The sequence below is a fragment of the Vibrio sp. ZF 223 genome (assembly GCF_003050585.1).
In the GTDB taxonomy this organism is placed as follows: Bacteria; Pseudomonadota; Gammaproteobacteria; order Enterobacterales; family Vibrionaceae; genus Vibrio; species Vibrio crassostreae.
The window spans coordinates 66,516-93,271 of the sequence record NZ_PIGB01000008.1; the positions used below are offsets into that span (position 1 = coordinate 66,516).

Below are 26,756 nucleotides of genomic sequence, written 5' to 3' on the forward strand. Positions count from 1 at the left end.
TAGGAGAAGTACGTGAAGCATTGGTTTAAGAAAAGTGCATGGTTATTGGCAGGAAGCTTGATCTGCACACCCGCAGCCATCGCGAGTGATTTTAGTGCCAGCTTTAAAGGCACTGATATCCAAGAGTTTATTAATATTGTTGGTCGTAATTTAGAGAAGACGATCATCGTTGATCCATCGGTGCGCGGAAAAATCGATGTACGCAGCTACGACGTATTGAATGAAGAGCAATATTACAGCTTCTTCTTAAACGTATTAGAGGTGTATGGCTACGCGGTCGTTGAAATGGACTCGGGTGTTCTTAAGATCATCAAAGCTAAAGACTCTAAAACGTCGGCAATTCCCGTTGTCGGTGACCGTGATTCGATCACTGGCGACAGCGTAGTCACGCGTGTTGTGACGGTACGTAATGTCTCGGTTCGTGAGCTTTCTCCTTTGCTTCGTCAATTGAACGACAATGCCGGTGCGGGTAACGTAGTGCACTACGATCCTGCCAACATCATTCTTATTACCGGCCGAGCGGCGGTGGTAAACCGTTTAGCGGAAATCATCAAGCGTGTTGACCAAGCAGGTGATAAAGAGATTGAAGTCGTTGAGCTAAAAAATGCCTCAGCAGCAGAGATGGTACGCATTGTTGATGCGCTGAATAAAACCACAGATGCGAAGAATACGCCTGCATTCCTACAGCCTAAGCTGGTTGCTGATGAGCGTACCAATGCGATTCTGATTTCTGGTGACCCTAAGGTTCGTAGCCGTCTAAGAAAGCTTATCGAGCAACTTGATGTCGAAATGGCAACCAAGGGTAACAACCAAGTTATCTACCTAAAGTATGCGAAAGCTGAAGATTTGGTCGATGTGTTGAAAGGTGTGTCGGATAATCTGCAATCAGAGAAGCAGTCATCAACCAAAGGCAGCTCATCGCAGCGTAACCAAGTGATGATCTCTGCACACAGTGATACTAACTCTCTAGTTATTACCGCGCAGCCTGACATAATGAACGCTCTGCAAGACGTGATCGCTCAGCTGGATATTCGTCGTGCTCAAGTATTGATTGAAGCCTTGATCGTTGAAATGGCTGAAGGCGATGGCGTTAACCTTGGTGTGCAATGGGGTAACCTAGAAACAGGTGCAATGATCCAGTACAGCAACACTGGTGCGTCAATTGGTGGCGTAATGGTCGGTCTAGAAGAAGCTAAAGATTCTACTACAACCACCGCTGTTTATGACTCTGATGGAAAATTCCTACGAAATGAAACCACCACTGAAGAAGGTGATTATTCAACATTAGCCTCTGCACTTTCAGGTGTTAATGGCGCGGCAATGAGTGTGGTGATGGGTGACTGGACTGCACTTATTAGTGCGGTAGCGACCGATTCAAACTCAAACATCCTATCTTCTCCAAGTATTACCGTGATGGACAACGGCGAAGCGTCATTCATTGTGGGTGAAGAGGTGCCTGTTTTAACAGGTTCAACAGCAGGTTCAAGCAACGATAATCCATTCCAAACGGTTGAACGTAAAGAAGTGGGCATCAAGCTGAAGGTTGTTCCACAAATCAACGAAGGCGATTCTGTTCAGCTGAATATTGAACAAGAAGTGTCGAACGTATTGGGCGCGAACGGCGCGGTAGATGTACGTTTTGCTAAGCGTCAACTGAACACCTCTGTGATTGTTCAAGATGGCCAAATGCTGGTGCTGGGTGGTTTGATTGATGAACGTGCGTTAGAGAGTGAATCTAAGGTGCCATTCTTGGGTGATATTCCTGTTCTTGGGCACCTGTTCAAGTCAACCAGTACTCAGGTTGAGAAAAAGAATCTAATGGTATTCATCAAACCGACCATCATCCGTGATGGTATGACGGCTGATGGTATCACTCAGCGTAAATACAACTTCATTCGAGCTGAGCAGCTGTACAAGGCAGAGCAAGGTTTGAAACTGATGGCTGACGATAATATTCCAGTACTGCCTAAATTTGGTGCAGACATGAATCACCCGGCTGAAATCCAAGCCTTCATTGATCAAATGGAAACAGAATAATGGCTGAATTGGTAGGGGCGGCACGTACTTATCAGCGCTTGCCGTTTAGCTTTGCGAATCGCTACAAGATGGTGTTGGAATATCAGCATCCAGAGCGTCCGCCGGCACTTTATTATGTAGAGCCTCTAAAATCGGCGGCGATCATTGAAGTAAGCCGTGTGGTGAAAAATGGCTTCACGCCACAAGCGATCAGCGCAGACGAATTTGATAAAAAATTGACCGATGCGTATCAGCGTGACTCGTCGGAAGCTCGTCAGCTAATGGAAGACATTGGTGCTGACAACGACGACTTCTTCTCGCTAGCAGAAGAGTTGCCACAAGATGAAGACTTACTTGAATCGGAAGACGATGCACCAATCATCAAGCTAATTAACGCGATGTTGGGTGAGGCGATCAAAGAGGGTGCTTCAGATATTCATATCGAAACCTTTGAGAAATCACTGTCTATCCGTTTCCGTATTGATGGTGTGTTGCGTGATGTTCTTGCGCCGAGCCGTAAACTGGCTCCGCTGTTGGTGTCACGTGTCAAGGTTATGGCTAAGCTAGATATTGCGGAAAAACGCGTGCCACAAGATGGTCGTATTTCTCTGCGTATCGGTGGTCGAGCGGTCGATGTTCGTGTGTCTACGATGCCTTCATCGCACGGTGAGCGCGTGGTAATGCGTCTGTTGGATAAGAACGCGACTCGTCTAGACCTGCACAGTTTAGGCATGACGGCCGAGAACCACGAAAACTTCCGTAAGCTTATTCAGCGCCCACACGGTATCATCTTGGTTACTGGTCCTACGGGTTCTGGTAAATCAACGACCTTGTACGCTGGCCTGCAAGAGCTCAACAGTAATGAGCGAAATATTCTAACCGTTGAAGACCCAATCGAATTCGATATCGATGGCATTGGCCAAACACAAGTGAACCCTAAGGTTGATATGACCTTTGCGCGTGGTTTACGTGCCATTCTTCGTCAAGACCCGGATGTGGTAATGATTGGTGAGATACGTGACTTAGAGACCGCTGAGATCGCTGTTCAAGCCTCTTTGACCGGTCACTTAGTAATGTCGACCCTTCACACCAATACGGCAATCGGTGCGATTACACGTCTACGTGATATGGGCATCGAACCCTTCTTGATCTCTTCTTCGCTGCTGGGTGTTTTGGCTCAGCGCTTGGTTCGTACCCTATGTAACGACTGTAAAGAACCTTACGAAGCGGATAAAGAGCAGAAGAAGCTGTTTGGGTTGAAGAAGAAAGACAGCCTTACGCTTTACCATGCCAAAGGGTGTGAAAACTGCAGTCACAAAGGCTATCGAGGCCGTACCGGTATTCATGAACTCCTGATGATTGACGACTCGGTGCAAGAGCTTATTCACAGTGAAGCTGGCGAACAGGCGATTGAGAAAGCAATTCGTGGCACAACCCCAAGTATTCGAGATGATGGCTTGAGCAAAGTTCTAAAAGGGGTAACGTCCTTAGAAGAAGTGATGCGTGTGACTAAGGAAGTCTAGTATGGCGGCATTTGAATACAAAGCACTGGATGCCAAAGGTAAGAGCAAAAAAGGCTCTATTGAAGCGGATAACGCTCGTCAGGCTCGCCAACGCTTGAAAGAACAAGGCTTGATGCCGGTTGAGATGACTGAAGCCAAGGCTAAAACTGCGAAAGGTGCTCAGCCCTCGACCAGCTTTAAGCGTGGTATCAGTACACCTGATCTTGCTTTAATTACTCGACAAATATCCACGCTCGTTCAGTCTGGCATGCCGCTAGAAGAGTGTCTGAAGGCCGTGGCGGAACAATCTGAAAAGCCACGCATTCGAACCATGCTACTGGCGGTTCGTTCGAAGGTAACGGAAGGTTATTCGCTAGCGGATAGCTTGGCTGATTACCCACACATCTTCGATGAACTGTTTAGAGCCATGGTTGCGGCTGGTGAGAAATCTGGTCACTTAGATGCGGTATTGGAGCGGTTAGCCGATTATGCAGAAAACCGCCAGAAGATGCGCTCTAAGCTGCTACAAGCGATGATCTACCCTGTGGTGCTGGTGGTGTTTGCGGTGACGATTGTTTCGTTCCTGTTGGCAACCGTGGTACCTAAGATTGTCGAGCCTATTATCCAAATGGGCCAAGAGCTTCCTCAATCGACACAATTTTTATTGGCATCAAGTGAATTTATCCAGAATTGGGGTATCCAATTACTGTTGTTGATCATTGGTGTGATTGTGTTGATTAAGACCGCGCTGAAAAAACCGGGCGTTCGCATGAGTTGGGATCGCAAGCTATTAAGCATTCCACTGATCGGCAAAATAGCAAAAGGGATTAATACCTCTCGTTTTGCTCGAACACTCTCTATCTGTACTTCGAGTGCGATTCCTATTCTTGAAGGGATGAAAGTGGCGGTTGATGTAATGTCGAATCACCATGTGAAGCAACAAGTATTACAGGCATCAGACAGTGTTAGAGAAGGGGCAAGCCTGCGTAAAGCGCTCGATCAAACCAAACTCTTCCCTCCAATGATGCTGCATATGATCGCCAGTGGTGAGCAGAGTGGTCAGTTAGAACAAATGCTGACAAGAGCGGCGGACAACCAAGACCAAAGCTTTGAATCGACCGTGAATATCGCGCTAGGTATTTTCACACCAGCACTTATCGCTTTGATGGCAGGCTTAGTGCTGTTCATTGTGATGGCGACCTTAATGCCGATGCTTGAAATGAATAATTTAATGAGCGGCTAAATGACTGCTCACAAGACGTTAGTTTTTGGATTATCGAGAAGAAGGACATTATTACCTTCAACTCGCTGTCTGTAATTTGGAGAAAATAATGAAAAACAGAATGAAGAAACAATCAGGCTTTACCCTATTAGAAGTGATGGTTGTTGTGGTTATCCTTGGCGTATTGGCGAGCTTTGTTGTACCTAACCTATTGGGTAACAAAGAGAAGGCTGACCAACAAAAAGCCATCACTGATATCGTGGCGCTAGAGAATGCGCTCGATATGTACAAACTGGATAACAGCGTTTACCCAACAACGGATCAAGGTCTTGATGCATTGGTTTCTAAACCAAGTAGCCCAGAGCCTCGTAACTACCGTGACGGTGGCTACATCAAGCGTCTACCTAACGACCCATGGGGCAATGAGTACCAATACCTAAGCCCTGGTGATAACGGCACTATCGATATCTTTACACTTGGCGCTGATGGCCAAGAAGGTGGTGAAGGTATTGCTGCGGATATCGGCAACTGGAACATGCAAGACTTTCAGTAAGCCTAGGCTTATTGTCACTTGATGCCGTTATTTGATGTTAGGACGTAAACAGATGGAGTCTAAAGGTGAAAACTAAGCAAACACAGCCAGGTTTCACCTTAATTGAGATTCTTTTGGTATTGGTATTACTGTCAGTAACGGCGGTCGCGGTGATCGCGACCATTCCTACCAATAGTAAAGATGTTGCTAAAAAATATGCTCAAAGTTTTTATCAACGAGTTCAGCTACTCAATGAAGAAGCTATTTTAAGTGGCTTGGATTTTGGTGTTCGGGTTGATGAAAAAAAATCGACCTATGTACTGATGGCGCTTAAGTCTGAAGGCTGGCAAGAAGTCGACTTTGAAAAAATCCCCTCTTCAACTGAATTGCCGGAAGAACTCGCATTGTCACTGACTCTAGGTGGTGGTGCATGGGAAGACGATGATCGGCTGTTCAATCCAGGAAGCTTGTTTGATGAAGATATGTTTGCGGATCTGGAAGAGGAAAAGAAGCCAAAGCCACCGCAGATCTACATCTTGTCGAGTGCTGAAATGACGCCATTTGTATTGTCGTTTTATCCAAATACCGGAGACACCATACAAGATGGTTGGCGTATTCGAGTATTGGATAATGGTGTCATTCGATTACTAGAGCCGGGAGAAGAATATGAAGAGGAATAACCGTTCTCCTTCTCGTGGTATGACCCTTGGTTCTCGAGGAATGACTCTGCTTGAAGTATTGGTTGCGCTCGCTATTTTCGCAACGGCAGCGATCAGTGTGATTCGTGCTGTTACGCAGCACATCAATACTCTCAGTTATCTAGAAGAAAAAACCTTCGCTGCTATGGTCGTTGATAATCAAATGGCCTTGGTGATGCTGCATCCTGAGAAGCTTAAAAAAGCACAGGGTACACAAGAGTTGGCTGGAAGAGAGTGGTTCTGGAAAGTTACGCCAATCGATACTAGCGATGATTTATTAAAGGCGTTTGATGTGAGTGTGGCAACCAATAAAAAAGCTTCTCCAGTGGTCACGGTGCGCAGCTATGTGGTTAACTAAAAACGTGTGGTTAGCTAAGAGCAAGTCGCTAGGTAAGAGCATGTCGGCAAATAAGCGTACGCCACGTAAACAAGGTCTATCTTCAAAAGGGAGAGGCTTTACCTTAATTGAAGTTTTGGTCTCGATCGCTATCTTTGCCACGCTAAGTATGGCTGCTTATCAAGTAGTGAATCAGGTTCAGCGCAGCAATGAACTCTCAATCGAGCGCAGTGCCCGCTTGAATCAACTGCAACGTAGTTTAGTCATTTTAGATAATGACTTTCGCCAGATGGCGGTGCGAAAATTTCGTACCAACGGTGAAGAAGCATCATCTAAGCTGATACTAATGAAAGAGTATTTACTGGATTCCGACAGCGTTGGCATCATGTTTACTCGCCTTGGTTGGCATAACCCACAGCAGCAGTTTCCTCGCGGAGAGGTCACCAAAGTGGGCTACCGTATTAAAGAAGAAACACTTGAGCGTGTGTGGTGGCGTTACCCCGATACCCCTGCAGGCCAAGAAGGTGTGATTACGCCTTTGCTTGATGATGTTGAAAGCTTGGAATTCGAGTTTTATGACGGAAGCCGCTGGGGCAAAGAGTGGCAAACCGACAAATCACTACCGAAAGCGGTAAGGTTAAAGCTAACCTTGAAAGATTATGGTGAGATAGAGCGTGTTTATCTCACTCCCGGTGGCACGCTAGATCAGGCCGATGATGCTTCAAACAGTGACTCTTCAGGCAGTAATGAGGGGAATAATGACTCATCGAACTAACAAGCTTGCACGGACAAGGTCAGCTATGGGTCGTAAGCAGCGTGGTGTCGCGCTGATCATTATCCTGATGCTATTGGCGATCATGGCAACTATCGCTGGCAGTATGTCGGAACGTCTGTTTACGCAATTCAAGCGCGTTGGTAATCAACTGAATTACCAACAGGCTTATTGGTACAGCATTGGCGTAGAAGCGCTGGTGCAAGACGGCATTAGGCAAAGCTACAAAGACAGTGATACCGTAAACTTAAGTCAACCATGGGCGCTAGAAGAGCAGGTATACCCATTGGATTACGGTCAAGTTAAGGGACGCATCGTTGATGCTCAGGCTTGCTTTAATCTCAATGCATTGGCGGGAGTGACGACCACTTCAAGTAACCAGACACCTTATTTGATCACGGTTTGGCAAACCTTATTAGAAAACCAAGACGTTGAGCCTTATCAGGCCGAGGTTATTGCAAACTCAACGTGGGAATTTGTTGACGCAGATACCCGAACCACCTCTTCAGCGGGGGTAGAAGACAGCACCTATGAAGCGATGAAGCCATCTTATTTGGCGGCGAATGGCTTAATGGCGGATGAATCTGAGCTAAGAGCGGTTTATCAGGTCACGGGTGAAGTGATGAATAAGGTTCGCCCGTTTGTTTGCGCTCTACCGAGCGACGATTTTCGCTTGAACGTGAATACACTCACGGAAAAGCAGGCGTCTTTATTGGAGGCGATGTTTGCACCTGGTTTAAGTGAGTCAGATGCTAAACAGCTAATAGACAAACGCCCATTTGATGGCTGGGATACGGTGGATGCTTTTATGGCTGAACCTGCCATTGTTGGCGTGAGTGCCGAAGTTAGCAAAAAAGCGAAAGCATATTTAACTGTAGATAGCGCCTATTTTGAGCTAGATGCAGAGGTATTAGTTGAGCAGTCACGTGTACGTATACGGACGCTTTTCTATAGTAGTAATCGAGAAACAGTGACGGTAGTACGCCGTCGTTTTGGAGGAATCAGTGAGCGAGTTTCTGACCGTTCGACTGAGTAGCGAACCACAAAGCCCTGTGCAGTGGTTAGTTTGGTCGACAAGCCAACAAGAAGTGATAGCAAGTGGCGAGTTGTCTAGCTGGGAGCAGTTGGATGAGTTAACGCCTTACGCTGAAAAGCGCAGCTGTATCGCTTTATTGCCGGGAAATGAATGCTTAATTAAGCGTGTTGAGATCCCGAAAGGTGCTGCTCGCCAGTTCGATTCTATGCTGCCGTTTTTATTAGAAGACGAAGTCGCACAAGATATCGAAGATTTACACCTGACGATTTTAGATAAAGACGCAACGCACGCTACCGTGTGTGGTGTCGACCGCGAATGGTTAAAGCAAGCTTTAGACCTGTTTCGTGAAGCCAATATTATCTTCCGTAAGGTGTTACCAGATACACTGGCCGTGCCTCTGGAAGAATCTGGCATCAGTGCATTGCAGATCGACCAGCATTGGTTATTGCGCCAAGGTAACTCTCAACGTCAAGGTAACTATCAAGCCGTGTCGATCAGCGAAGCATGGTTACCTATGTTTCTGCAAAGTGATTGGGTTGTTGCTGATGACGAAGAGCAAGCGACGACTATCTTTAGCTATACCGCGATGCCGAGCGAAGACGTTCAACAGCAGAGCGGTGCGAATTGGCAAGCAAAGCCTGCGGAATTGGTGATGTCTTTGCTGAGCCAACAAGCGATCACAAGCGGCGTAAATTTACTGACTGGCACCTTTAAAACCAAATCTTCATTCAGTAAATATTGGCGCGTATGGCAGAAAGTAGCGATTGCTGCTTGTTTGCTGGTGGCTGTGATTGTGACTCAACAAGTGTTGAAGGTTCAACAATACGAAGCTCAAGCACAAGCTTACCGCATGGAGAGTGAACGTATTTTCAGAGCAGTGCTCCCAGGTAAACAACGTATCCCAACAGTGAGCTATCTTAAGCGTCAGATGAACGATGAAGCCAAGAAATATGGCGGTTCAGGCGAGGGTGACTCCTTACTAGGCTGGCTAGCGTTATTGCCAGAAACGCTAGGGCAGGTGAAGTCAATCGAAGTCGAAAGTATTCGCTACGATGGCAACCGCTCTGAGGTTCGACTTCAGGCTAAAAGCTCTGATTTCCAACACTTTGAGACTGCGAGAGTGAAGCTCGAAGAGAAGTTTACCGTTGAACAAGGTCCATTAAACCGTAATGGCGATGCTGTATTTGGCAGCTTTACTCTTAAACCCCATCAATAACCTGCGTAAGGAGATCAGTGATGAGAAATATGATTGAGCCACTCCAAGCGTGGTGGACTTCAATAAGTCAGAGAGAGCAACGATTAGTGATTGGTTGCTCAATTCTATTGGTGGTCGGTGTTGTTTATTGGGGGCTAATCCAGCCACTCAGTCAGCGAGCTGAACTTGCGCAGAGCCGTATTCAAAGTGAGAAGCAACTTCTGGCTTGGGTAACCAATAAAGCCAATGAAGTGGTTGAGTTGCGAGGCAGTGGTGGCATAAGTGCTAGCCAGCCTTTAAACCAATCTGTGCCTGCTTCTATGCGCCGTTTTAACATCGAGCTGATACGCGTACAACCACGTGGTGAGATGCTGCAAGTGTGGATTAAGCCTGTGCCATTTAATAAGTTCGTTGACTGGCTAACATACCTGAAAGAAAAACAGGGTGTTGAGGTTGAGTTTATGGATATTGATCGCTCTGATAGCCCTGGGGTTATTGAGATCAACCGACTACAGTTTAAACGAGGTTAATGTGAAACGCGGTCTATCTTTCAAATATGGCCTGTTATTCAGCGTCATTTTTATCGTTTTTTTCTCAGTAAGCTTGTTGCTGCATTTGCCTGCCGCTTTTGCTCTCAAGCATGCGCCCGCTGTGCGTGGTTTAAGCATCGAAGGCGTTGAAGGCACCGTTTGGCAAGGTCGCGCTAACAATATTGCGTGGCAGCGTGTCAATTACGGCTCAGTGCAGTGGGACTTCCAGTTCTCTAAACTATTCCAAGCCAAAGCCGAGCTTGCGGTTCGCTTTGGTCGTAACAGCGACATGAATTTATCCGGTAAAGGTCGTGTTGGATATAGCATGAGCGGTGCTTATGCAGAAAACCTCGTGGCTTCAATGCCTGCTATGAACGTGATGAAATATGCGCCGGCTATCCCAGTCCCCGTTTCTATTGCAGGACAAGTTGAACTGACGATCAAACACGCAGTTCATGCTCAGCCTTGGTGTCAATCGGGCGAAGGTACGCTTGCTTGGTCTGGTGCAGCTGTCGACTCGCCAGTGGGTTCATTAGACCTCGGGCCCGTGATTGCGGATATTACCTGTGAAGACAACACCATTGCAGCTAAAGGCATCCAGAAGAGTGATCAAGTGGACAGTGAGTTCTCAGCGAGCGTAACGCCTAATCAAAGCTACACCTCGGCAGCATGGTTTAAACCGGGTGCTGAATTCCCATCAGCGATGCAGAGCCAGCTTAAGTGGTTGGGTAACCCTGACAGCCAAGGTAAATATCAGTTTACTTACCAAGGTCGTTTTTAGCTAAACAGCTAAGGGTCACTAAATTACGAGATATAAAAAACGGGCACCTCATTGAGGTGCCCGTTTTGTTTGAATATCCTATGGCTATAAAGACTGTTGGCTTTAGTCTTTGCCTTGTAAGATTTCTGCCCACGGTAAATCTGCATCACCGAGTACAATGAAGTTCGGGTTTTCTAGCGTTTCTCTTTCATTGTACGAAAGCGGCTCTAGTTGAGTACTTAAGATACGTCCGCCAGCTTCTTCAACAATGCACTGCGTTGCGGCGGTATCCCACTCTCCGGTTGGTCCAAGGCGTAGATAACAATCCACAGCACCTTCTGCTACTAAACATGCCTTAAGCGCTGCTGAGCCTAGAGGAACCAAATCATAATTCCATGCTGAGCTCATACGGCTGGTGATGCGATTGATGTCTTGGCGACGGCTGATCGCCATTGCAATAGACTGGTTTGGTAGTTCATGACGATGCGTTTTGATTTTAACACTGTCATTAAGGTCTGGAATTTTCCAAGCCCCTTTACCGCTGTATGCGTAATAGCTCACACCAGAAACCGGAGCATACACCACACCCATTACTGGCTTGTTATGTTCAATTAGGGCGATAATTGTCGCGAAATCACCACTTCTTGCGATGAACTCCTGCGTTCCATCTAATGGGTCAACCAACCAGTAGCGGTCCCACTGAGCGCGTTTTTCTAGGCTAATATCAGCGGCTTCTTCAGATAACACTGGAATATCAGGCGTGAGTTCACTGAGTTTTTTCGAAATCAGTTTATGCGCAGCCAGATCGGCACTGGTGACAGGCGTGTCGTCACTCTTGGTGAACTCTTCGTAATCTTTCTTTTCGTAGATCTCTAAGATGAGTTGGCCTGCAGAGCGAGCAACCTCAATGACAGAGGGTAGGAGGTGAGACAAATCTTTTGTTGTTGGCATAAATATTCTCTTACTCTTCGAGTGCGCTTATGGCTTTAGTTGTTATTTAGCGAGCGAAGGGTCAATAGTAGGGCGGTAATACTGCGAGCCTCACAGAAGTCGAGATGCGTTAATAGCTCTTCGGCTTGAGCAAGCGGCCAGCGCACAATGTCCAGTGGTTCAGGTTCATCACCTTCTAGCTTCTCTGGGTAGAGGTCTTCTGCGATAAACAGCGTCATTTTGCTAGAAAAATAAGAGGGAGCGAGGATCACTTCCTTGAGTGGAGTGAGTTTGTTAGCCCCAAAGCCAATCTCTTCTTTGAGTTCACGAACCGCGGCTTCGTTTGGCTGCTCACCAGGATCGATAAGTCCTTTCGGAAAGCCCAATTCATAGCGTTCTGTGCCCGCTGCGTACTCCCGTACCAACAGAATATCGCCTTGCTCAGTAATCGGAACCATCATTACTGCGTTGCGGCCGCTAGGCTTCATGCGTTCGTAAGTGCGCTCTTCACCGTTTGAAAAGCGTAAATCGAGAGACTCGATAGAGAATAGTTTTGATTGAGCGACAGTTTGCTGAGCCAAAATTTCTGGCTTGGTCCTTTTTGTCATTGCGCTCGCTCCTTAGCTCATTGGAATTCTTTCTTATAAAGTCATTCTAATATAGGGGAAATAGAGTTGAGTTCCTAGATCCGAGTTTTCATATCCGAAAATTATTGAAGCAGGAGTCGATTACGATCACTTGAATACCTTACTCAAGATGGTAACGAGGTGAGGTTTTTGATAATTAAGCTCATTAATACAAGAGCATAGGAAGCTAATATAGGGGCGTGTTTTCTTAGACCTAAAACAAAAAAGGTTGATGCTCACGCATCAACCTTTCAAATAACGACTAACACTAAATCAGTGATTAGTAGTAAGAGTGCTCACCACGATCGTGCTCAGTTGCATCACGAACAGCAGTCAGTTCACCTTCGAATTGTTGAAGAAGTTCTTTCTCGATGCCTTCTTTTAGAGTCACATCAACCATAGAACAACCGTTACAACCACCGCCGAATGCTACGATAGCAGCACCGTCTTCAGTGATTTCTACCAAGCTAACGTGACCACCGTGACCAGCAAGTTGTGGGTTAACTTGTGTTTGAATTGCGTATTCAACGCGTTCTAGAAGCGGTGCATCATCAGATACCTTACGCATTTTAGCATTTGGTGCTTTAAGCGTTAGTTGAGAGCCCATTTTGTCAGTCACGAAGTCAATCTCAGCTTCGTCTAGGAATGGTAGGCTTAACTCATCTACGTATGCAGAGAATGCTTCGAAAGAAAGTTTTGTATCAGACGCTTCGATAGCATCTGTTGGGCAGTAAGAAACACCACACTCAGCGTTTTGTGTGCCTGGATTTACCACGAACACACGAATGTTTGTACCTTCAGGCTGCTGTGACAGCAGATTGGCAAAGTGAGTTTGAGCTGTTTCTGTAATAGTAATATTTGACACGACGAATACCTGAGTAGATTTGTAGGTTATTAGCGCCATTCTACTCCTGTCAGATTTGTAATTCAGCCCTTTTTTGTTGGATTGCTGTACAAGTAGTGATTCACAGCTTTTATCCAGAGGGCTCAGGAGTGCGGCAGATGCAGTAAATATCAATCCTTTTAACGCCCACTTCAAGTAGTAATTGGCATAATTGATACACAGTACTGCCGGTGGTTACAACATCATCAATTATCGCGACGTGAGAGGGGATAGTTCCTTGAAAGTCTTGTTTTTGAAGCGCAAAAGCGCTCTTTAGATTGTGTAATCGTGCGGATTTAGTCAGCCCCTGCTGGGAAGCTGTTGAGCGAATTCGACGAAACAACACCTCATCTTTAACGCCAAGCTCTTGAGCCGTGTAATTGGCCAGTAGCTGACTTTGATTAAAGCCGCGATGGGTGTATCGGCGCCAATGCAGCGGTACGCTGGTGAGCAACGGAGCAGGTTGATCGATACGTGATGCCAATAGCTTAGACAGATCACGTGCAAACCAAAACTTATCAGCGTATTTCATTTGTTGGATATAGCCTGCTGTTGGGAAGGTGTAATCACCGACGCAATAGAGCCGATGCCAAAGCGGAGGATTAGCTAAGCACTCACCACATTGATCGACAGTGGTCAGTGTTTTTAAGCCACATCTTTGACAGCGTGGTACAGGTTCAAAGAGCTTGAGACAAGAATTGCACCATCGAGGATGTGCGTCTTCGGGAAGCTTATCGAGCTTACACAGGTGGCATTGAGGTGTGACCAGACGTGGTGTGTGTTTTTGTAGCCAATCGGATAACATAGCTTGCGATGCTTTTGGGTTATGGTGTTCCTTTTGCTAACCATACTGAAAAGCACGGATTATCGCTGACGGAAAAAGTAGGGAATATTGAGAATGAGTGACGCGTTATATTGGCATGTTTCTGGGCAAGGGCCTGATTTAGTACTGGTTCATGGCTGGGGAATGAACGGTGCGGTGTGGCAACAAACCGTTAATGCATTACAAGCTGATTTCCGAGTGCATGTTGTCGATTTACCAGGGTATGGACACAGCGCACACTGCCACGCTCAAGATCTTGAAGAGATTGCTCAGCAACTGTTGGCCGAAGCGCCTAAACAAGCGATCTGGGTGGGTTGGTCGCTCGGTGGTTTGGTCGCAACGCACATGGCTCTTCATCACTCAGATTACGTGAGCAAGCTTGTGACTGTCGCCAGTTCTCCTAAATTCGCTGCTGCTAAAGAGCCCGTATTATGGCGAGGTATTCAGCCAAACGTATTAAGCGTATTCACCGAACAGCTGGTGGAAGACTTCCAAACCACTATCGAACGCTTTATGGCATTGCAAGCCATGGGTAGCCCTTCAGCAAGACAAGATGTAAAACAGCTCAAGCAAGCGGTGCTGTCTCGCCCGTTGCCCAATCCTGATTCGCTATTGGCTGGCTTAAAGATGCTGTCGGATGTCGACCTGCGTGAACAGCTGCCTGAGATCTCAATGCCTATGTTGCGCTTGTATGGTCGATTAGATGGATTGGTGCCAATCAAGGTGGCCAAAGATTTGGGCAATGCTCTGCCTCATACTGAGCAATACATCTTCACGCAGTCTTCACATGCGCCGTTTATGACCGAAGCCGATGCCTTTTGCAGTGAACTGGTCAGCTTCGCCCAAAAATAATCGCTAAATTTATCGCCGGCTTGGTCGATATATAACCTAATACCAATCACAGTAAGTAAGTGTTCAAAAATAGTGTAGGAAAAAGGCTAGAGAACAAGGCAGAGCTTTTTGATAAGTAGTTATTCTACAATCAAAAGTTCTAACGCCGTTATCGAGCGTTTTAACAAGCTAGGTTGAGCAGTTATTTACCACGATTGGTATAACACCAATGTACAGCATGATACTCAGACCTAACTCTCTCCTGAGCTGATTGCGGTAAGTTGGGCTATGCCTGTTGTGCTGACTCACAGTACAACAGCGTTATAGCAATAACGATGGGCGATTCTTGAGGAGAGTTCGCGATGATTGTGTCACCTGCAACTGCAGTGAGTGTGCCACTAATCGCCCCGTCCGTTAATGTGCAAACAGAGCAAGTTGCGCGTGATAATAGAGTTCGAGAACCTGTCGCTCCCGCCGTAGCATTGGCGAAAACCAATGCAGAGCGAAAGGTAAAGTCGGACGATAAGCGAAGGCAGCAGTCGGCTTGGGATCCTTCAGACCATCCGGGTTATGAAATGGAGAACGAGTCAGAGGCCAATTCGATTAGCCAAGAAGAGCCACAAGATCCTTTTGATAGGCTGTTCAGCTTGTTGGCACTGAGAACTTACAGTGCTGACCAAGGAAAAGGCTATACCATGCGTTTTCGCCTGCCAAAGCATGTTTTAGATGCGGCGATTCAGGAGGGACAGATGGAGAAACGACGTAAGGTCATAAAATATCATTATGGTCATGCTGTTGCGCCTCATGCTCCATCAGAAATGCTGATTGTGTTGTAATTATACTCTTCATACTTGAAGCCGCAGCGTTGTTAACTGCGTAAGTTCACCCTAATTACATAGAACCCCTATGCTCATAGGGATGAACTTACTTGTTGCCTAGCTGCAACCCCAATTATTTCGAGTATAAAATACGTAGAATACAGCTCAGCTTCGATGTCTTTTTTGAACACATAATAAAAACCTGCATACCCTAAGGGATGCAGGTTTTTTGTTTTAAGCACATCAGCTTTTTAGATGAGCTAATGGATTATTTTTTCGCTTTAGCAAAGGCTGCGGCAAAAGCACCGCCCATCGCCGCGTTTTGTTGCGGCTCCTCACGACGGCGTTGTCCACCTTGTGAATTCTGGTTCGGGCGGTTTTGCGTGCGAGGTGCACTTGAACGTTGAGCACGGTTATCTTGTCCCGGCTCGTCCTTCATACGCATGCTTAGCGCAATACGCTTACGCTGAACATCGACTTCCATTACCTTCACCTTGACGATGTCACCGGCTTTAACCACTTCACGGGGGTCAGAGACAAAGCGATCGGTGAGCGCTGAAATATGCACTAAGCCATCTTGGTGAACACCAATATCAACGAAGGCGCCAAAGTTAGCCACGTTCGATACCACGCCTTCTAGAATCATGCCCGGTTCTAAGTCTGAAACGCTGTTTACGCCATCAGCGAAGGTTGCTGTCTTAAATTCAGGGCGAGGGTCGCGTCCCGGTTTATCCAGCTCCTTGATGATGTCGCTTACCGTTGGTACACCAAAGTTTTCATTGGTGTAATCAATGGCATGCAAGCCACGCAGGAAGTCTGTGTTACCCACCAGAGATTTGATGTCTTTGTGGTTTTTCTCAGCGATTCTTTTCACCACAGGGTAAGCTTCTGGGTGAACCGATGATGCATCGAGAGGGTTCTTGCCGTCCATAATTCGTAGGAAGCCAGCACACTGTTCAAAGGCTTTTGGCCCCAAGCGAGCGACTTTCTTCAGCGTAGTACGTGCTTCGAAGCGACCATTCTCATCACGGAAATCCACGATGTTTTGAGCGATGGTGCTAGAAAGGCCCGCTACGCGAGTTAGCAGTGCGGCAGACGCAGTATTCACATCAACGCCTACGGCGTTTACACAGTCTTCGACAATCGCATCTAGACGCTTAGCGAGCATAGTTTGGCTCACATCGTGTTGGTATTGGCCCACACCGATCGATTTAGGGTCAATCTTCACCAGCTCTGCCAATGGATCTTGCAGACGACGCGCGATAGACACCGCACCACGGATCGATACGTCCATGTTCGGGAATTCTTTTGCCGCTAACTCAGATGCTGAGTACACCGATGCACCTGCTTCGCTAACTATAATTTTTTGCGCTTTTAGGTTGCCACGCTTAATCACATCAGCCACGAAGCTGTCGGTTTCGCGTGAAGCCGTGCCGTTACCAATCGCAATCAGGTCGACATTGAACTGACGAACCATCTGCTCAACAACGTGTGCTGACTTGTCGTATTGCTTTTGCGGAGGGTGAGGGTAAATAGTCTCTGTCGCTAGAACTTTACCTGTTGAGTCCACAACAGCGATTTTCGAACCGGTACGTAAACCTGGATCCAAGCCCAATGTTGCTCGAGGGCCAGCAGGCGCAGCCATTAGCAGGTCTTTAAGGTTGGTTGCGAATACTTCAATTGCTTCGATCTCTGCTCGTTCTTTCATCGCGCCCATCAATTCGGTTTCCATGTGCATAGAAACCTTGATGCGCCATGCCCAGCTAATCACTTGCTTACGCCAAGCATCTGCAGGAGCGCTGCTTAGAGTAATACCGTAGTGATCAGAGATGATGTTCTCGCAGTAAGAACCGCGTACACCTTCTTCTTGTTCAGGGTCTGCATTCATTGCCAACGTTAAGAAGCCTTCATTTCGGCCTCGCAACATGGCTAACGCACGGTGTGAAGGTACTTTGTTTAGCGTTTCGTTGTGTTCGAAATAGTCTTTGAACTTCTCACCTTCGTTCTCTTTGCCAGCCACAACACGAGCACCAAGCTCTGCGTTGCGGTTCAGGTGTTGGCGAATCTTTTCAAGCAGGTTTGCGTCTTCCGCAATGCGCTCCATGATGATCGCGCGTGCGCCATCCAGTGCAGCTTTGGTATCGGCAATGCCTTTATCGCTGCTGATGAAGTTAGCTGCTTCCGTTTCCGGATCGTGCTGTGGTTCATTCCATAACGTATCGGCAAGTGGCTCTAAGCCTGCTTCAATCGCGATCTGACCTTTGGTACGGCGCTTTGGTTTGTATGGAAGGTATAAATCTTCTAGACGAGTCTTGCTGTCTGCTTGAGTGATATCACGCTCGAGTTCTGGCGTGAGTTTTCCTTGGTCTTGAATCGACTTAAGAATCGTTTGGCGACGATCGTCTAGCTCGCGAAGATAAGAAAGGCGGCTATCAAGGTTACGTAGTTGGGTATCGTCTAAGCCACCCGTAACTTCTTTACGGTAGCGGGCAATAAAGGGAACGGTGTTACCGTCGTCAATTAGGTTTACTGCGGCAGTGACTTGCTCAGAACGGACATTCAGTTCTTCAGCGATCAGTCGACAGATAGCTTGGCTCATCCGATGAATCTCTTATTTAATATCATGACAAATACATGGGGGTGAGCGTACGCTTTTTCTAGCTTTGGCTGTGTAATTATCCTGTCAGAAGTCGAATTTCCGTTTCTGATACCTGCTTTGTGCGAGATCTCTTACAAGTGATGTGAGACTAAGTCGCTTTAAACCAATGAAATCGTCTTGTTTTTTATCTAAGTAATTGATTTTATTGGATTGTGTGTTTGTGGGCGTATTTCCCACCTGAAATGTTTTTTGCAACTATCTAGGAAACTCGCTCAATTACCGTAATATTTAACTTGTCGACAGGGAGTTGGCAGGAACAGGAAAAAGCCTAATGGACTAGGTATCTTCAGGATGAAGATTTGATTACTTAGGATGAGTGGTCAGCAAGGAAGTAATAATCTCTGGATGAGATTCGCCAGTCAGGATGACAGGCTAGAATGGACACCGCTAGGATGGCGATGAACAAAAAGGAAATTGGTTAAAGGATTTAGCCACTATCAAGGAAAGATGCAGGGAGCACCTTATCTCGAAGAGATAAACAGTAGCCGGATTGCTGCGATAGAGACTTAACCCCGTCAGGCGAAAGCCTAGCGGGGTTTTCTTTTATCTGGAGTTTGAGTTTGCTTGAACACTCAGCTCATCGCTAAGTGTATATTAGGTTTGGTTATTCATTGTCTGCGTAGCGAATCGAGTTAATGAACCACTCTTTGTCGCCTTCCGGTGTTTTTACCGTAAACTCATCATCCACTTCTTTCTTGAGCAGAGCGCGTGCCATTGGTGAGTCGATAGAGATATAGCCTTTAGCATCGCCGTAGATCTCTTCAGGGCCGACAATTCGAAACTTCTTAATTTCCCCATCATCATTCTCAATTTCGACCCAAGCCCCGAAAAAGACCTTACCTTCTTGTTGTGGCGAGTAATCAACGATCGTGACATCAGGTAGGAACTTTCTTAAGAAACGCACTCGGCGATCAATCTGACGTAGCAAACGCTTATTGAAGGTGTAATCTGCGTTTTCTGAACGATCTCCAAGGCTTGCAGCCCAAGTGACTATCTTAGTGATCTCTGGACGCTTCTCGTGCCATAAGTGGTCATGTTCTGCTTTAAGCTTGTTATAACCTTCTCGAGTTATAAGTTTGGTTTTCATAAATCTGACTTAATGAAATGATGATCTAAGATAGAATATATAGAAAGGCAACATACGTTAACAATTATTTAGGCGACTTTTTCTCCAATAATGTTACATTTTTAATGTCTTATACCAATACACATTTACCAAGAATGCTTAACCTTAGGTTTAAGCTTTAATAGGTGGAACCATTACATGCAAGAAAACTACAAAATTTTAGTGGTCGATGACGATGCTCGTTTACGTGCACTGTTAGAGCGCTATCTGTCAGAGCAGGGCTTTCAAGTGCGTAGCGTGGCAAACAGTGAGCAGATGGACCGCCTGTTAACCCGTGAAAACTTTCACTTGATGGTATTGGACTTAATGTTGCCGGGCGAAGATGGTCTTTCGATCTGTCGTCGTCTAAGAAACGCAAACAACTCGCTACCTATCCTGATGCTGACTGCAAAGGGTGACGAAGTGGATCGTATTGTGGGTTTGGAAGTGGGTGCCGATGATTACCTGCCAAAACCATTTAACCCGCGTGAACTGCTTGCTCGCATTAAAGCGGTACTGCGCCGCCAAGTGATTGAAGCACCGGGCGCACCAAGCACAGAAGAGTCTGTGGTTGAGTTTGGTGAGTTCCGTTTGAACTTAGGTACGCGTGAAATGTTCCGCGGTGAAGAGCCTATGCCGCTTACTTCGGGTGAATTTGCGGTACTTAAGTCGCTAGTCACTAACGCGCGTGAGCCAATGTCTCGCGATAAGCTGATGAACATGGCGCGTGGTCGTGAGTATTCAGCAATGGAACGTTCTATCGATGTTCAGATTTCACGTCTGCGTCGTCTTGTTGAAGAAGATCCAAGCAAACCCCGTTATATCCAAACGGTGTGGGGCTTGGGTTATGTATTCGTTCCAGATGGCAAAGCTGTGTAATCTAGCTTTATAAGCTCAAAAGCCGCTTTATCGATTCTGTGAATCAGAATTCTTTATTTACGGGTCATCTCATTAATATGTGATGACCCGTTTTGTATTCAGCACAATGGTTTACAGCTATAGTTCCCACTATATCCCTTTATCATCCCTCACTTTAGGTCTCCTATGCGCATACGTAGCTCCTTTACTCAGTCGATAGTGCTCTTCTTAACCCTGTTGGTTGCTAGCCAAATCTTTTCATATTACGCCGTGTTTAACTACGCATTGATGCCGAGCTTGCAGCAGTTTAATAAGATTTTGGCTCACGAGTTAAACCTGGTATTGGATCAAGGCAGTAGTGATATCGAGATTGACGCACCATTGCGTCAGCGTGTGCTTGAGCAACTCGGAGTGACGGTTCACGCCAAGGATAGCGAGGCTGCGGGTGAGTATTATCATGCTGTCGCAATTGACCTGATGAGTGAGGAGATGACCAAAGAGCTGGGCTCTGAAACCGAAGTGCGATTGATTCTAGGTAAAGAGAGCTATGTGCTGTGGATGGACATTGCTCAGCTGCCTAACTCTTTGATTCGTATACCACTCTCTGAGTTGCAAGAAGAAGATTTTGCACCACTATTTCGTAACAGCTTGATCATGGCGATGTTGATCGTCGCAGGTGGTTGGCTGTTTATCCGATTGCAAAACCGCCCGCTCATTGCGCTAGAGAAAGCCGCACAAGGTGTTGGGCGCGGTGACATTCCACCGCCATTACCAGTGCAAGGTGCGCAAGAAATTCGTTCGGTAACTCGTGCATTCAATCAGATGTCGAAAGGCATACAAGAACTGGAAGAAGATAGGGCTCTCTTGATGGCCGGTATCAGTCATGATTTGCGTACTCCGTTAACGCGTATTCGCTTAGCGACTGAGATGATGTCCCCAGAGGATGCCTACTTAGCCGAAGGGATCATCAGTGATACTGAAGAGTGTAACGAGATCATCAGTCAGTTCATGGATTACTTAAAGCCAGTCGATCGTGATTCATTCCAAGCGGTGTTTGTCGATGATATTGCACGCGAAGTATCGAGCTCTGAGGGTGGCTACGAGGTTCAGATTGAAACCGATATTCCAGAAACCATGAAACCTGCGTTGGGCAACCCGATCGCGATGAAGCGTGCAGTGAGTAACTTGGTGGTGAACGCGCTGCGCTATGGTAATGGTTGGGTCAAGGTATCGACCGGTATGACTGCAGATAATAAGTTGGCTTGGGTGACGGTAGAAGATAATGGTCCGGGCATCCCACAAGACCAAGTCGGTAAGTTGTTTGAACCGTTCACTCGCGGTGATACGGCTCGAGGCAGTGAGGGTACGGGCTTAGGCTTGGCAATTGTGAAGCGCATTGTCAGCCAACATCAAGGTGCGGTAGTGGTGAATAACCGTAGTGAAGGTGGCTTGAAGGCTCAGATCAGTTTCCCAGTGAAGCCTTAGGTTTTATTGAGTGGTTGGGGGCTGAACATAGATCCCCGACTCGGCCATTCTTCCCTCTCGAGGATGACGCATTGCTAACCATGGACTTTGACGATGACAGTTTACTTTGATCGTCATTCTCTATCGTGAGGAACGAGCGAATAGGGAATCTCGTTCTTGATTGATGGAAGTAACACACACGAAAAAGGCTTCCTTGAGGGAAGCCTTTTGCGTTTTGGATTACGTTAGTTTTGCTAGTTACGCCTTAGAATAAACATCACGCTCACCCAACCAGCGATTGATGATCGCCTTAGCATTGTCTGGGTAGCTATCGTGAATATGACGTGCGATACGCTGTACTTCAGGGATTAAACGTTGGTCTCGTACCAAGTCAGCAATCTTAAAATCGGCTAGGCCAGTTTGCTTAGTACCAAGTAGCTCGCCGGGGCCACGGATCTCTAAGTCTCGTTGAGCAATCACAAAGCCATCGTTACTTTCACGCAGTACACCTAAACGTTTCTGAGCGGTTTTAGATAGCGGCGAGTGATACAGCAGTACACAATGACTTGCGACCGAACCACGACCAACACGGCCACGTAATTGGTGCAGTTGTGCTAGACCAAGACGTTCTGGGTTCTCGATGATCATTAAGCTCGAGTTAGGTACATCCACACCCACTTCAATCACCGTAGTCGCAACCAATAGGTGCAGTTTGTTCTCTTTGAATTCTTGCATCACCGCTTGTTTCTCGGCGGGTTTCATTCGGCCGTGTACCAGACCAATTTTCACATCTGGCAATTTACGTTGCAGCTCTTCTGCGGTATCAGCAGCGGCTTGCGCTTCCAATACTTCGGATTCATCAATCAGCGTACATACCCAGTAGGCCTGTTTTCCTTCATTAAGACACGCATTACGCACCCGCTCAACGATATCATCCCGTTTGGTATCAGGAATCGCCACGGTTTGAATCGGTGTACGACCCGGTGGCAGTTCATCGATAATCGAGGTTTCGAGATCGGCATAGGCCGTCATGGCGAGCGTTCGTGGAATTGGTGTTGCTGTCATCACTAGCTGGTGCGGGTAATAGCCTTGTTTTGCCCCTTTTTCACGTAGCTCTAAACGCTGATGGACACCAAATCGGTGCTGCTCATCGATGATCACTAAGCCAAGGTTTTTGAACTCGACATGTTCTTGGAACAAGGCATGAGTACCGACCACCATTTGCGCTTCGCCGCTAGCAATGCGTGCCAGTTCGGTTTCACGGGCTTTGCCTTTGAGTTTACCTGCCAGCCAACCGACTTGAATGTCCATTGCTTCAAACCAGTTAGTAAAATTAATCGCGTGCTGCTCGGCTAATAGTTCTGTTGGTGCCATCAAGGCGACTTGTTGGCCATGTTCCAGTGCGCGAACCGCCGCTAGTGCAGCAACCAAGGTTTTACCTGAACCTACATCCCCTTGCACTAAACGCATCATAGGGTGCGGCTTTTCCAAGTCAGCTTCGATCTCCTTGGTCACTCGTGCTTGCGCATTGGTCGGAGAAAAAGGCAGCTGAGCCAACAGCTTATCTTTGAGGGTGTTCGCTGGAGGAAAAGGCATCGCCTTGTCTTGCTGTCCTTTGCTACGAACAGACAGCATCGACAGGTTTTGAGCCAGTAGCTCTTCCATAATCAGACGCAGTTGAGCAGGGTGTTTACCTTCATCAAACAGCTCTAGGTCAATGCCTGGAGGAGGCCTGTGAATGGTATGCAGTGCTTGTGCTAGAGTAATTTGGTGGTCGTACAAGCCAGACGGTAGCAGCTCATTGACGGCAGCTTTGTCGATTAGCTCTAGAGCTTGGTCAGTGAGGTTGCGCAGTGTGACTTGTCTTAGCCCTTCAGTGGTTGGGTACACCGGGGTCAGGTTAGCTTCAACATCTGGCTGCTGCCTTGGGGCAAAGAACTTGTAGTCAGGGTGGACGATCTCAAGTCCCATATTACCGCGTTTGATCTCGCCGTAGGCGTGCACTTGTTTGCCTTCAGCAAAGTTATTCTTCATTCCTGCAGTAAAGTTGAAAAAGCGCAGCGTAATCGTACCGTTACCATCGCTGATCTTTACTGCGAGCATCTTACGTTTACCGAAAATGGTATCGACGTGCATTACTTTGCCCTGTACAGCAGCCCAAAGGCCGGCGTGTAACTTTACGATTGGATAGATACGTGTCCGATCTTCGTAGCGCAAAGGAAGGTGAAATAGCAGGTCTTGTACGTTGTTAAGCCCAACCTTTTCCAGTTTCTCTGCGACTTTAGCGCCGACTCCAGATAAAGAGTTGAGAGGGATAGCAGATAAAAGCTGTGACATAACAAGGCTCATAAACGTAAGAGGGATAATCTATTCAAGCATTTTACTGGATTTTTGTACAGGATAAAGCTTAGAAGCAGATACGGGATGCGGGTAAACGAGATGCGAAGGGATGAAGAGCAGATGCGGGATGAGAGTAAACGAGATGCGAAGGGATGAAGAGCAGATGCGGGATGCGGGTAAACGAGATGCGAAAGGATAAGAGTAGATACGGGATGTGAGTAAACGAGATGCGAAAGGATAAGAGCAGATATGGGGTGCGAGTAAACGAGATGTGAAACGGTAAGAGCAGATAAGGGGGGCGAGTAAGCGAGATGCGAAAAGGTAAGAACAGATGTGGGATGCGAGTAAACGAGATGCGAAGGGATGAAGAGCAGATGCGGGATGAGAGTAAACGAGATTCGAAAAGATTAAGAGCAGATATTGGGTGTGAGTGAACGGGATATGGAAAGATTAAAGCAATACATAAAATTAAAGCAGACTCAAAATACGAAAGGTTGAGTGGTGAAAAGCTTTTGCTCTTCGCATCTCGAGACTCGTATCTCTCATCTGCCTTATCGCTTTATCTATCGATATTCAAAAACTAAATCAGATGTGGAGCCAAGATGGTGAGTCACGAAGTCTTTTGCTCTTCGCATCCCGCCATCTCGAATCCCTCATCTTTATTTTGATCAGTTCTTACGACGTCTTACTTTCAGCGCGTGTGGCATCACACGTAGCTTCTTCATAATGCTCGCAAGGTGAACACGATCTTTGGTGGTCAGCAAGATTGTCACTGTGTACAAGCGTCCATCACGTTCTTCGGTTGAAATACCGTGAATGTTAGAGCCTGTTTTCGAGATAACATTGGTTAGCTCAGCCAGTGCACCTTGATGGTTCTGCAGATCAACCTGAAGCTCAGCAGTGAACTCTTGGTTGTAATCGTCAGACCATTCAACCGCCATGTATTTATCTGGTTCTTTCTGGTAACCACGAACGTTTGGACACGTTTCGCGGTGAACCACAAGGCCACGACCTGGAGATACATGAGCAATGATGTGATCGTCTGGAATCGGGTGACAACAGTTAGCGAACGTCAGTAGCAGGCCTTCAGCACCACGAATAGGCAGTTTCTTCCTAGGCGCATCGCTGTTGTTTTTCACTTCCGTCAGTTCGTCAGCATCACCCAGTAGACGACGAGCAATAACGATACTCATCAGCTCACCAAGACCAATTGATGCGAGCAAGTCTTCAACGCTTTCTAGGCGCAAGTCAGACAATACATGTTCGAGATTCTCTTGGCCGATATCGGTAATAGAGTGCTCGCCAAGTGCGTGGTTCAGTAGACGACGACCAAGGGTAATCGACTCTTCACGACGCATGGTTTTCAGAACCTGACGGATCTTAGTACGTGCACGTGATGTCACCACGTAGTTGAGCCATGCCGCATTTGGACGTGCGCCCGGAGCACTGATTATCTCAATGGTTTGGCCATTCTTCAGCGATTTGCTGAGTGGGTAAGGGTTCATGTCTACACGAGCACCTACACACATGTTGCCGACGTCGGTATGCACCGCGTAAGCAAAATCGACCGCTGTTGCACCTGCCGGAAGTTCGACAATGCGACCTTTCGGCGTGAATACGAAGATCTCATCTGGGAACAGATCAGATTTAACGTTTTCAATGAATTCGAATGAGTTACCTGCGCTTTGTTGTAGCTCAAGTAAGCTCTGCATCCAACGTTGTGCTTTAACCTGTGCGGTTGTCCCGTTACTGCTGCGCGAGCCATTACCTTTGTAAGACCAGTGCGCCGCGACACCTTTATCTGCCATTTGCTCCATATCTTCAGTACGGATCTGGACCTCAACTGGCACCCCGTGAGGGCCGATCATTGACGTGTGCAGAGATTGGTAGCCGTTGGCTTTTGGTACTGCAATATAGTCTTTCATGCGGCCAGGACGAGGCTTGTACAGGCTGTGAGCCTGACCAAGTACGCGATAACAAGTATCTGGGGTATCAACCACTACGCGGAAAGCGTAGATATCCATAATGGTGTGGAAGCGCTGCTCTTTGGTTTTCATCTTGTTATAGATGGAGAACAGATTCTTCTCACGACCAAGTACGCGAGCAGGCAAACCGACTTCTTCAAGGCGGCCTTCGATTTCGCTATGGATACGTTGGATCATCTCCTTACGGTTACCACGCGCAGCTTTCACTACGTTTTTAAGTACGCGATAACGGTTCGGATAAAGGGCTTCGAAGCCTAATTCTTCTAGTTCGGTCTTGATGTTATGAATACCAAGACGGTGAGCTAGCGGAGAATAAATCTCGAGGGTTTCACGAGCAATACGACGCTTTTTGTCAGGACGAAGTGCCCCAAGCGTGCGCATGTTGTGAGTACGGTCAGCTAATTTGATCAAGATAACGCGGATGTCTTGCACCATCGCGAGAACCATCTTGCGGAAGTTCTCTGCTTGCGCTTCTTTGCGATCACGAAATTTAAGCTTATCCAGCTTAGATACACCATCAACCAGTTCAGCAACAGTATTGCCAAATTGAGCTTCTAACTCCTCTTTTGTAACTTCAGTATCTTCAATTACATCATGGAGTAGGGCTGCTTGCAGAGTTTCGATATCCAGACGCATTTCTGCCAGGATTCTTGAAACAGCAACAGGGTGGATTATGTATGGTTCACCCGTTGAACGGGTTTGCCCTTCATGGGCGTTTCTCGCTACCACATAAGATTGACGCAGAGCCTCAATTTGAGGCTCTGTTAGGTATTCTTGGGCAACGTCTTTGAGGCTATCGAATAGATACAAATTAAAGGCCCGGAAGGTTAATTA

At 46.9% G+C, this 26,756-nt stretch carries 23 protein-coding genes; 15 read left to right on the forward strand and 8 right to left on the reverse strand.

Annotated elements, in window-relative coordinates:
- Positions 1-12 precede the first annotated feature (12 nt).
- From gspD to CWO13_RS15745, 11 genes are all read left to right on the forward strand, one after another.
- Positions 13-2,037 carry a type II secretion system secretin GspD gene (gene gspD / locus CWO13_RS15695; RefSeq protein ID WP_052880256.1) on the forward strand — a complete coding sequence of 675 codons (2,025 nt, stop codon included), beginning with the start codon at positions 13-15 and terminating at the stop codon, positions 2,035-2,037.
- Positions 2,037-3,539 carry a type II secretion system ATPase GspE gene (gene gspE, locus CWO13_RS15700; RefSeq protein ID WP_048661298.1) on the forward strand — a complete coding sequence of 501 codons (1,503 nt, stop codon included), beginning with the start codon at positions 2,037-2,039 and terminating at the stop codon, positions 3,537-3,539. Before gspD ends, gspE begins: the two co-directional genes overlap by 1 nt.
- Before the next feature lies 1 nt (position 3,540).
- Positions 3,541-4,761 carry a type II secretion system inner membrane protein GspF gene (gene gspF / locus CWO13_RS15705; protein WP_048661299.1) on the forward strand — a complete coding sequence of 407 codons (1,221 nt, stop codon included), beginning with the start codon at positions 3,541-3,543 and terminating at the stop codon, positions 4,759-4,761.
- Between the two features lie 88 nt (positions 4,762-4,849).
- Entirely contained in the window at positions 4,850-5,293 is a 444-nt protein-coding gene (gene gspG / locus CWO13_RS15710; RefSeq protein WP_017062485.1) for a type II secretion system major pseudopilin GspG, read from the forward strand.
- Between the two features lie 65 nt (positions 5,294-5,358).
- On the forward strand, positions 5,359-5,952 hold the full coding sequence (gene gspH, locus CWO13_RS15715; RefSeq protein ID WP_061019412.1) for a type II secretion system minor pseudopilin GspH: 594 nt from the start codon (positions 5,359-5,361) through the stop codon (positions 5,950-5,952).
- Positions 5,939-6,328: a type II secretion system minor pseudopilin GspI gene (gene gspI / locus CWO13_RS15720; protein ID WP_102432201.1), complete on the forward strand. Its 390-nt coding sequence runs from the start codon at positions 5,939-5,941 to the stop codon at positions 6,326-6,328. Before gspH ends, gspI begins: the two co-directional genes overlap by 14 nt.
- Complete coding sequence (gene gspJ, locus CWO13_RS15725) at positions 6,315-7,082, forward strand: type II secretion system minor pseudopilin GspJ (RefSeq protein ID WP_107899023.1); 768 nt, start codon at positions 6,315-6,317, stop codon at positions 7,080-7,082. The genes gspI and gspJ overlap by 14 nt, the downstream gene beginning before the upstream one ends.
- A complete protein-coding gene (gene gspK / locus CWO13_RS15730) occupies positions 7,066-8,115 on the forward strand; it encodes a type II secretion system minor pseudopilin GspK (RefSeq protein WP_102432199.1) in 1,050 nt (349 codons plus the stop codon). Before gspJ ends, gspK begins: the two co-directional genes overlap by 17 nt.
- Complete coding sequence (gene gspL / locus CWO13_RS15735; RefSeq protein ID WP_102432198.1) at positions 8,084-9,331, forward strand: type II secretion system protein GspL; 1,248 nt, start codon at positions 8,084-8,086, stop codon at positions 9,329-9,331. Before gspK ends, gspL begins: the two co-directional genes overlap by 32 nt.
- A gap of 20 nt (positions 9,332-9,351) precedes the next feature.
- Positions 9,352-9,840: a type II secretion system protein M gene (locus CWO13_RS15740; protein ID WP_048661305.1), complete on the forward strand. Its 489-nt coding sequence runs from the start codon at positions 9,352-9,354 to the stop codon at positions 9,838-9,840.
- A gap of 1 nt (position 9,841) precedes the next feature.
- On the forward strand, positions 9,842-10,621 hold the full coding sequence (locus tag CWO13_RS15745) for a type II secretion system protein N (RefSeq protein ID WP_102432197.1): 780 nt from the start codon (positions 9,842-9,844) through the stop codon (positions 10,619-10,621).
- A gap of 102 nt (positions 10,622-10,723) precedes the next feature.
- Here the strand turns inward: CWO13_RS15745 and cysQ are convergent, their stop codons facing one another.
- The 4 genes from cysQ to CWO13_RS23490 form a co-directional block, all read right to left on the reverse strand.
- A complete protein-coding gene (gene cysQ / locus CWO13_RS15750; RefSeq protein ID WP_048663063.1) occupies positions 10,724-11,551 on the reverse strand; it encodes a 3'(2'),5'-bisphosphate nucleotidase CysQ in 828 nt (275 codons plus the stop codon).
- Positions 11,552-11,586: 35 nt separating this feature from the next.
- Positions 11,587-12,138 carry an ADP compounds hydrolase NudE gene (nudE, locus tag CWO13_RS15755; protein ID WP_102432196.1) on the reverse strand — a complete coding sequence of 184 codons (552 nt, stop codon included), beginning with the start codon at positions 12,136-12,138 and terminating at the stop codon, positions 11,587-11,589.
- 298 nt (positions 12,139-12,436) lie between these two features.
- Entirely contained in the window at positions 12,437-13,021 is a 585-nt protein-coding gene (gene nfuA, locus CWO13_RS15760) for a Fe-S biogenesis protein NfuA (protein ID WP_048661415.1), read from the reverse strand.
- Between the two features lie 109 nt (positions 13,022-13,130).
- Positions 13,131-13,844, reverse strand: coding sequence for a ComF family protein (locus CWO13_RS23490; RefSeq protein WP_170960807.1), 714 nt, complete (start codon positions 13,842-13,844; stop codon positions 13,131-13,133).
- A gap of 93 nt (positions 13,845-13,937) precedes the next feature.
- On the opposite strand from CWO13_RS23490, the gene bioH reads away from it, so the two are divergent.
- Both bioH and CWO13_RS15775 read left to right on the forward strand, forming a co-directional pair.
- On the forward strand, positions 13,938-14,714 hold the full coding sequence (gene bioH, locus CWO13_RS15770) for a pimeloyl-ACP methyl ester esterase BioH (RefSeq protein ID WP_108083167.1): 777 nt from the start codon (positions 13,938-13,940) through the stop codon (positions 14,712-14,714).
- A gap of 341 nt (positions 14,715-15,055) precedes the next feature.
- Positions 15,056-15,529 carry a hypothetical protein gene (locus CWO13_RS15775; RefSeq protein ID WP_048661309.1) on the forward strand — a complete coding sequence of 158 codons (474 nt, stop codon included), beginning with the start codon at positions 15,056-15,058 and terminating at the stop codon, positions 15,527-15,529.
- Positions 15,530-15,779: 250 nt separating this feature from the next.
- Here the strand turns inward: CWO13_RS15775 and CWO13_RS15780 are convergent, their stop codons facing one another.
- Both CWO13_RS15780 and greB read right to left on the reverse strand, forming a co-directional pair.
- Entirely contained in the window at positions 15,780-18,110 is a 2,331-nt protein-coding gene (locus tag CWO13_RS15780; RefSeq protein ID WP_108083168.1) for a Tex family protein, read from the reverse strand.
- A 664-nt stretch (positions 18,111-18,774) separates the two neighbouring features.
- On the reverse strand, positions 18,775-19,257 hold the full coding sequence (greB, locus tag CWO13_RS15785) for a transcription elongation factor GreB (protein ID WP_017062470.1): 483 nt from the start codon (positions 19,255-19,257) through the stop codon (positions 18,775-18,777).
- 177 nt (positions 19,258-19,434) lie between these two features.
- On the opposite strand from greB, the gene ompR reads away from it, so the two are divergent.
- Both ompR and envZ read left to right on the forward strand, forming a co-directional pair.
- Positions 19,435-20,154, forward strand: coding sequence for an osmolarity response regulator transcription factor OmpR (ompR, locus tag CWO13_RS15790; protein WP_008218409.1), 720 nt, complete (start codon positions 19,435-19,437; stop codon positions 20,152-20,154).
- Positions 20,155-20,319: 165 nt separating this feature from the next.
- Positions 20,320-21,618 carry a two-component system sensor histidine kinase EnvZ gene (gene envZ, locus CWO13_RS15795; protein ID WP_102432194.1) on the forward strand — a complete coding sequence of 433 codons (1,299 nt, stop codon included), beginning with the start codon at positions 20,320-20,322 and terminating at the stop codon, positions 21,616-21,618.
- A 237-nt stretch (positions 21,619-21,855) separates the two neighbouring features.
- Here the strand turns inward: envZ and recG are convergent, their stop codons facing one another.
- Both recG and spoT read right to left on the reverse strand, forming a co-directional pair.
- Complete coding sequence (recG, locus tag CWO13_RS15800) at positions 21,856-23,934, reverse strand: ATP-dependent DNA helicase RecG (RefSeq protein WP_107899020.1); 2,079 nt, start codon at positions 23,932-23,934, stop codon at positions 21,856-21,858.
- Positions 23,935-24,605: 671 nt separating this feature from the next.
- On the reverse strand, positions 24,606-26,732 hold the full coding sequence (spoT, locus tag CWO13_RS15805) for a bifunctional GTP diphosphokinase/guanosine-3',5'-bis pyrophosphate 3'-pyrophosphohydrolase (RefSeq protein ID WP_048661313.1): 2,127 nt from the start codon (positions 26,730-26,732) through the stop codon (positions 24,606-24,608).
- Positions 26,733-26,756 lie beyond the last annotated feature (24 nt).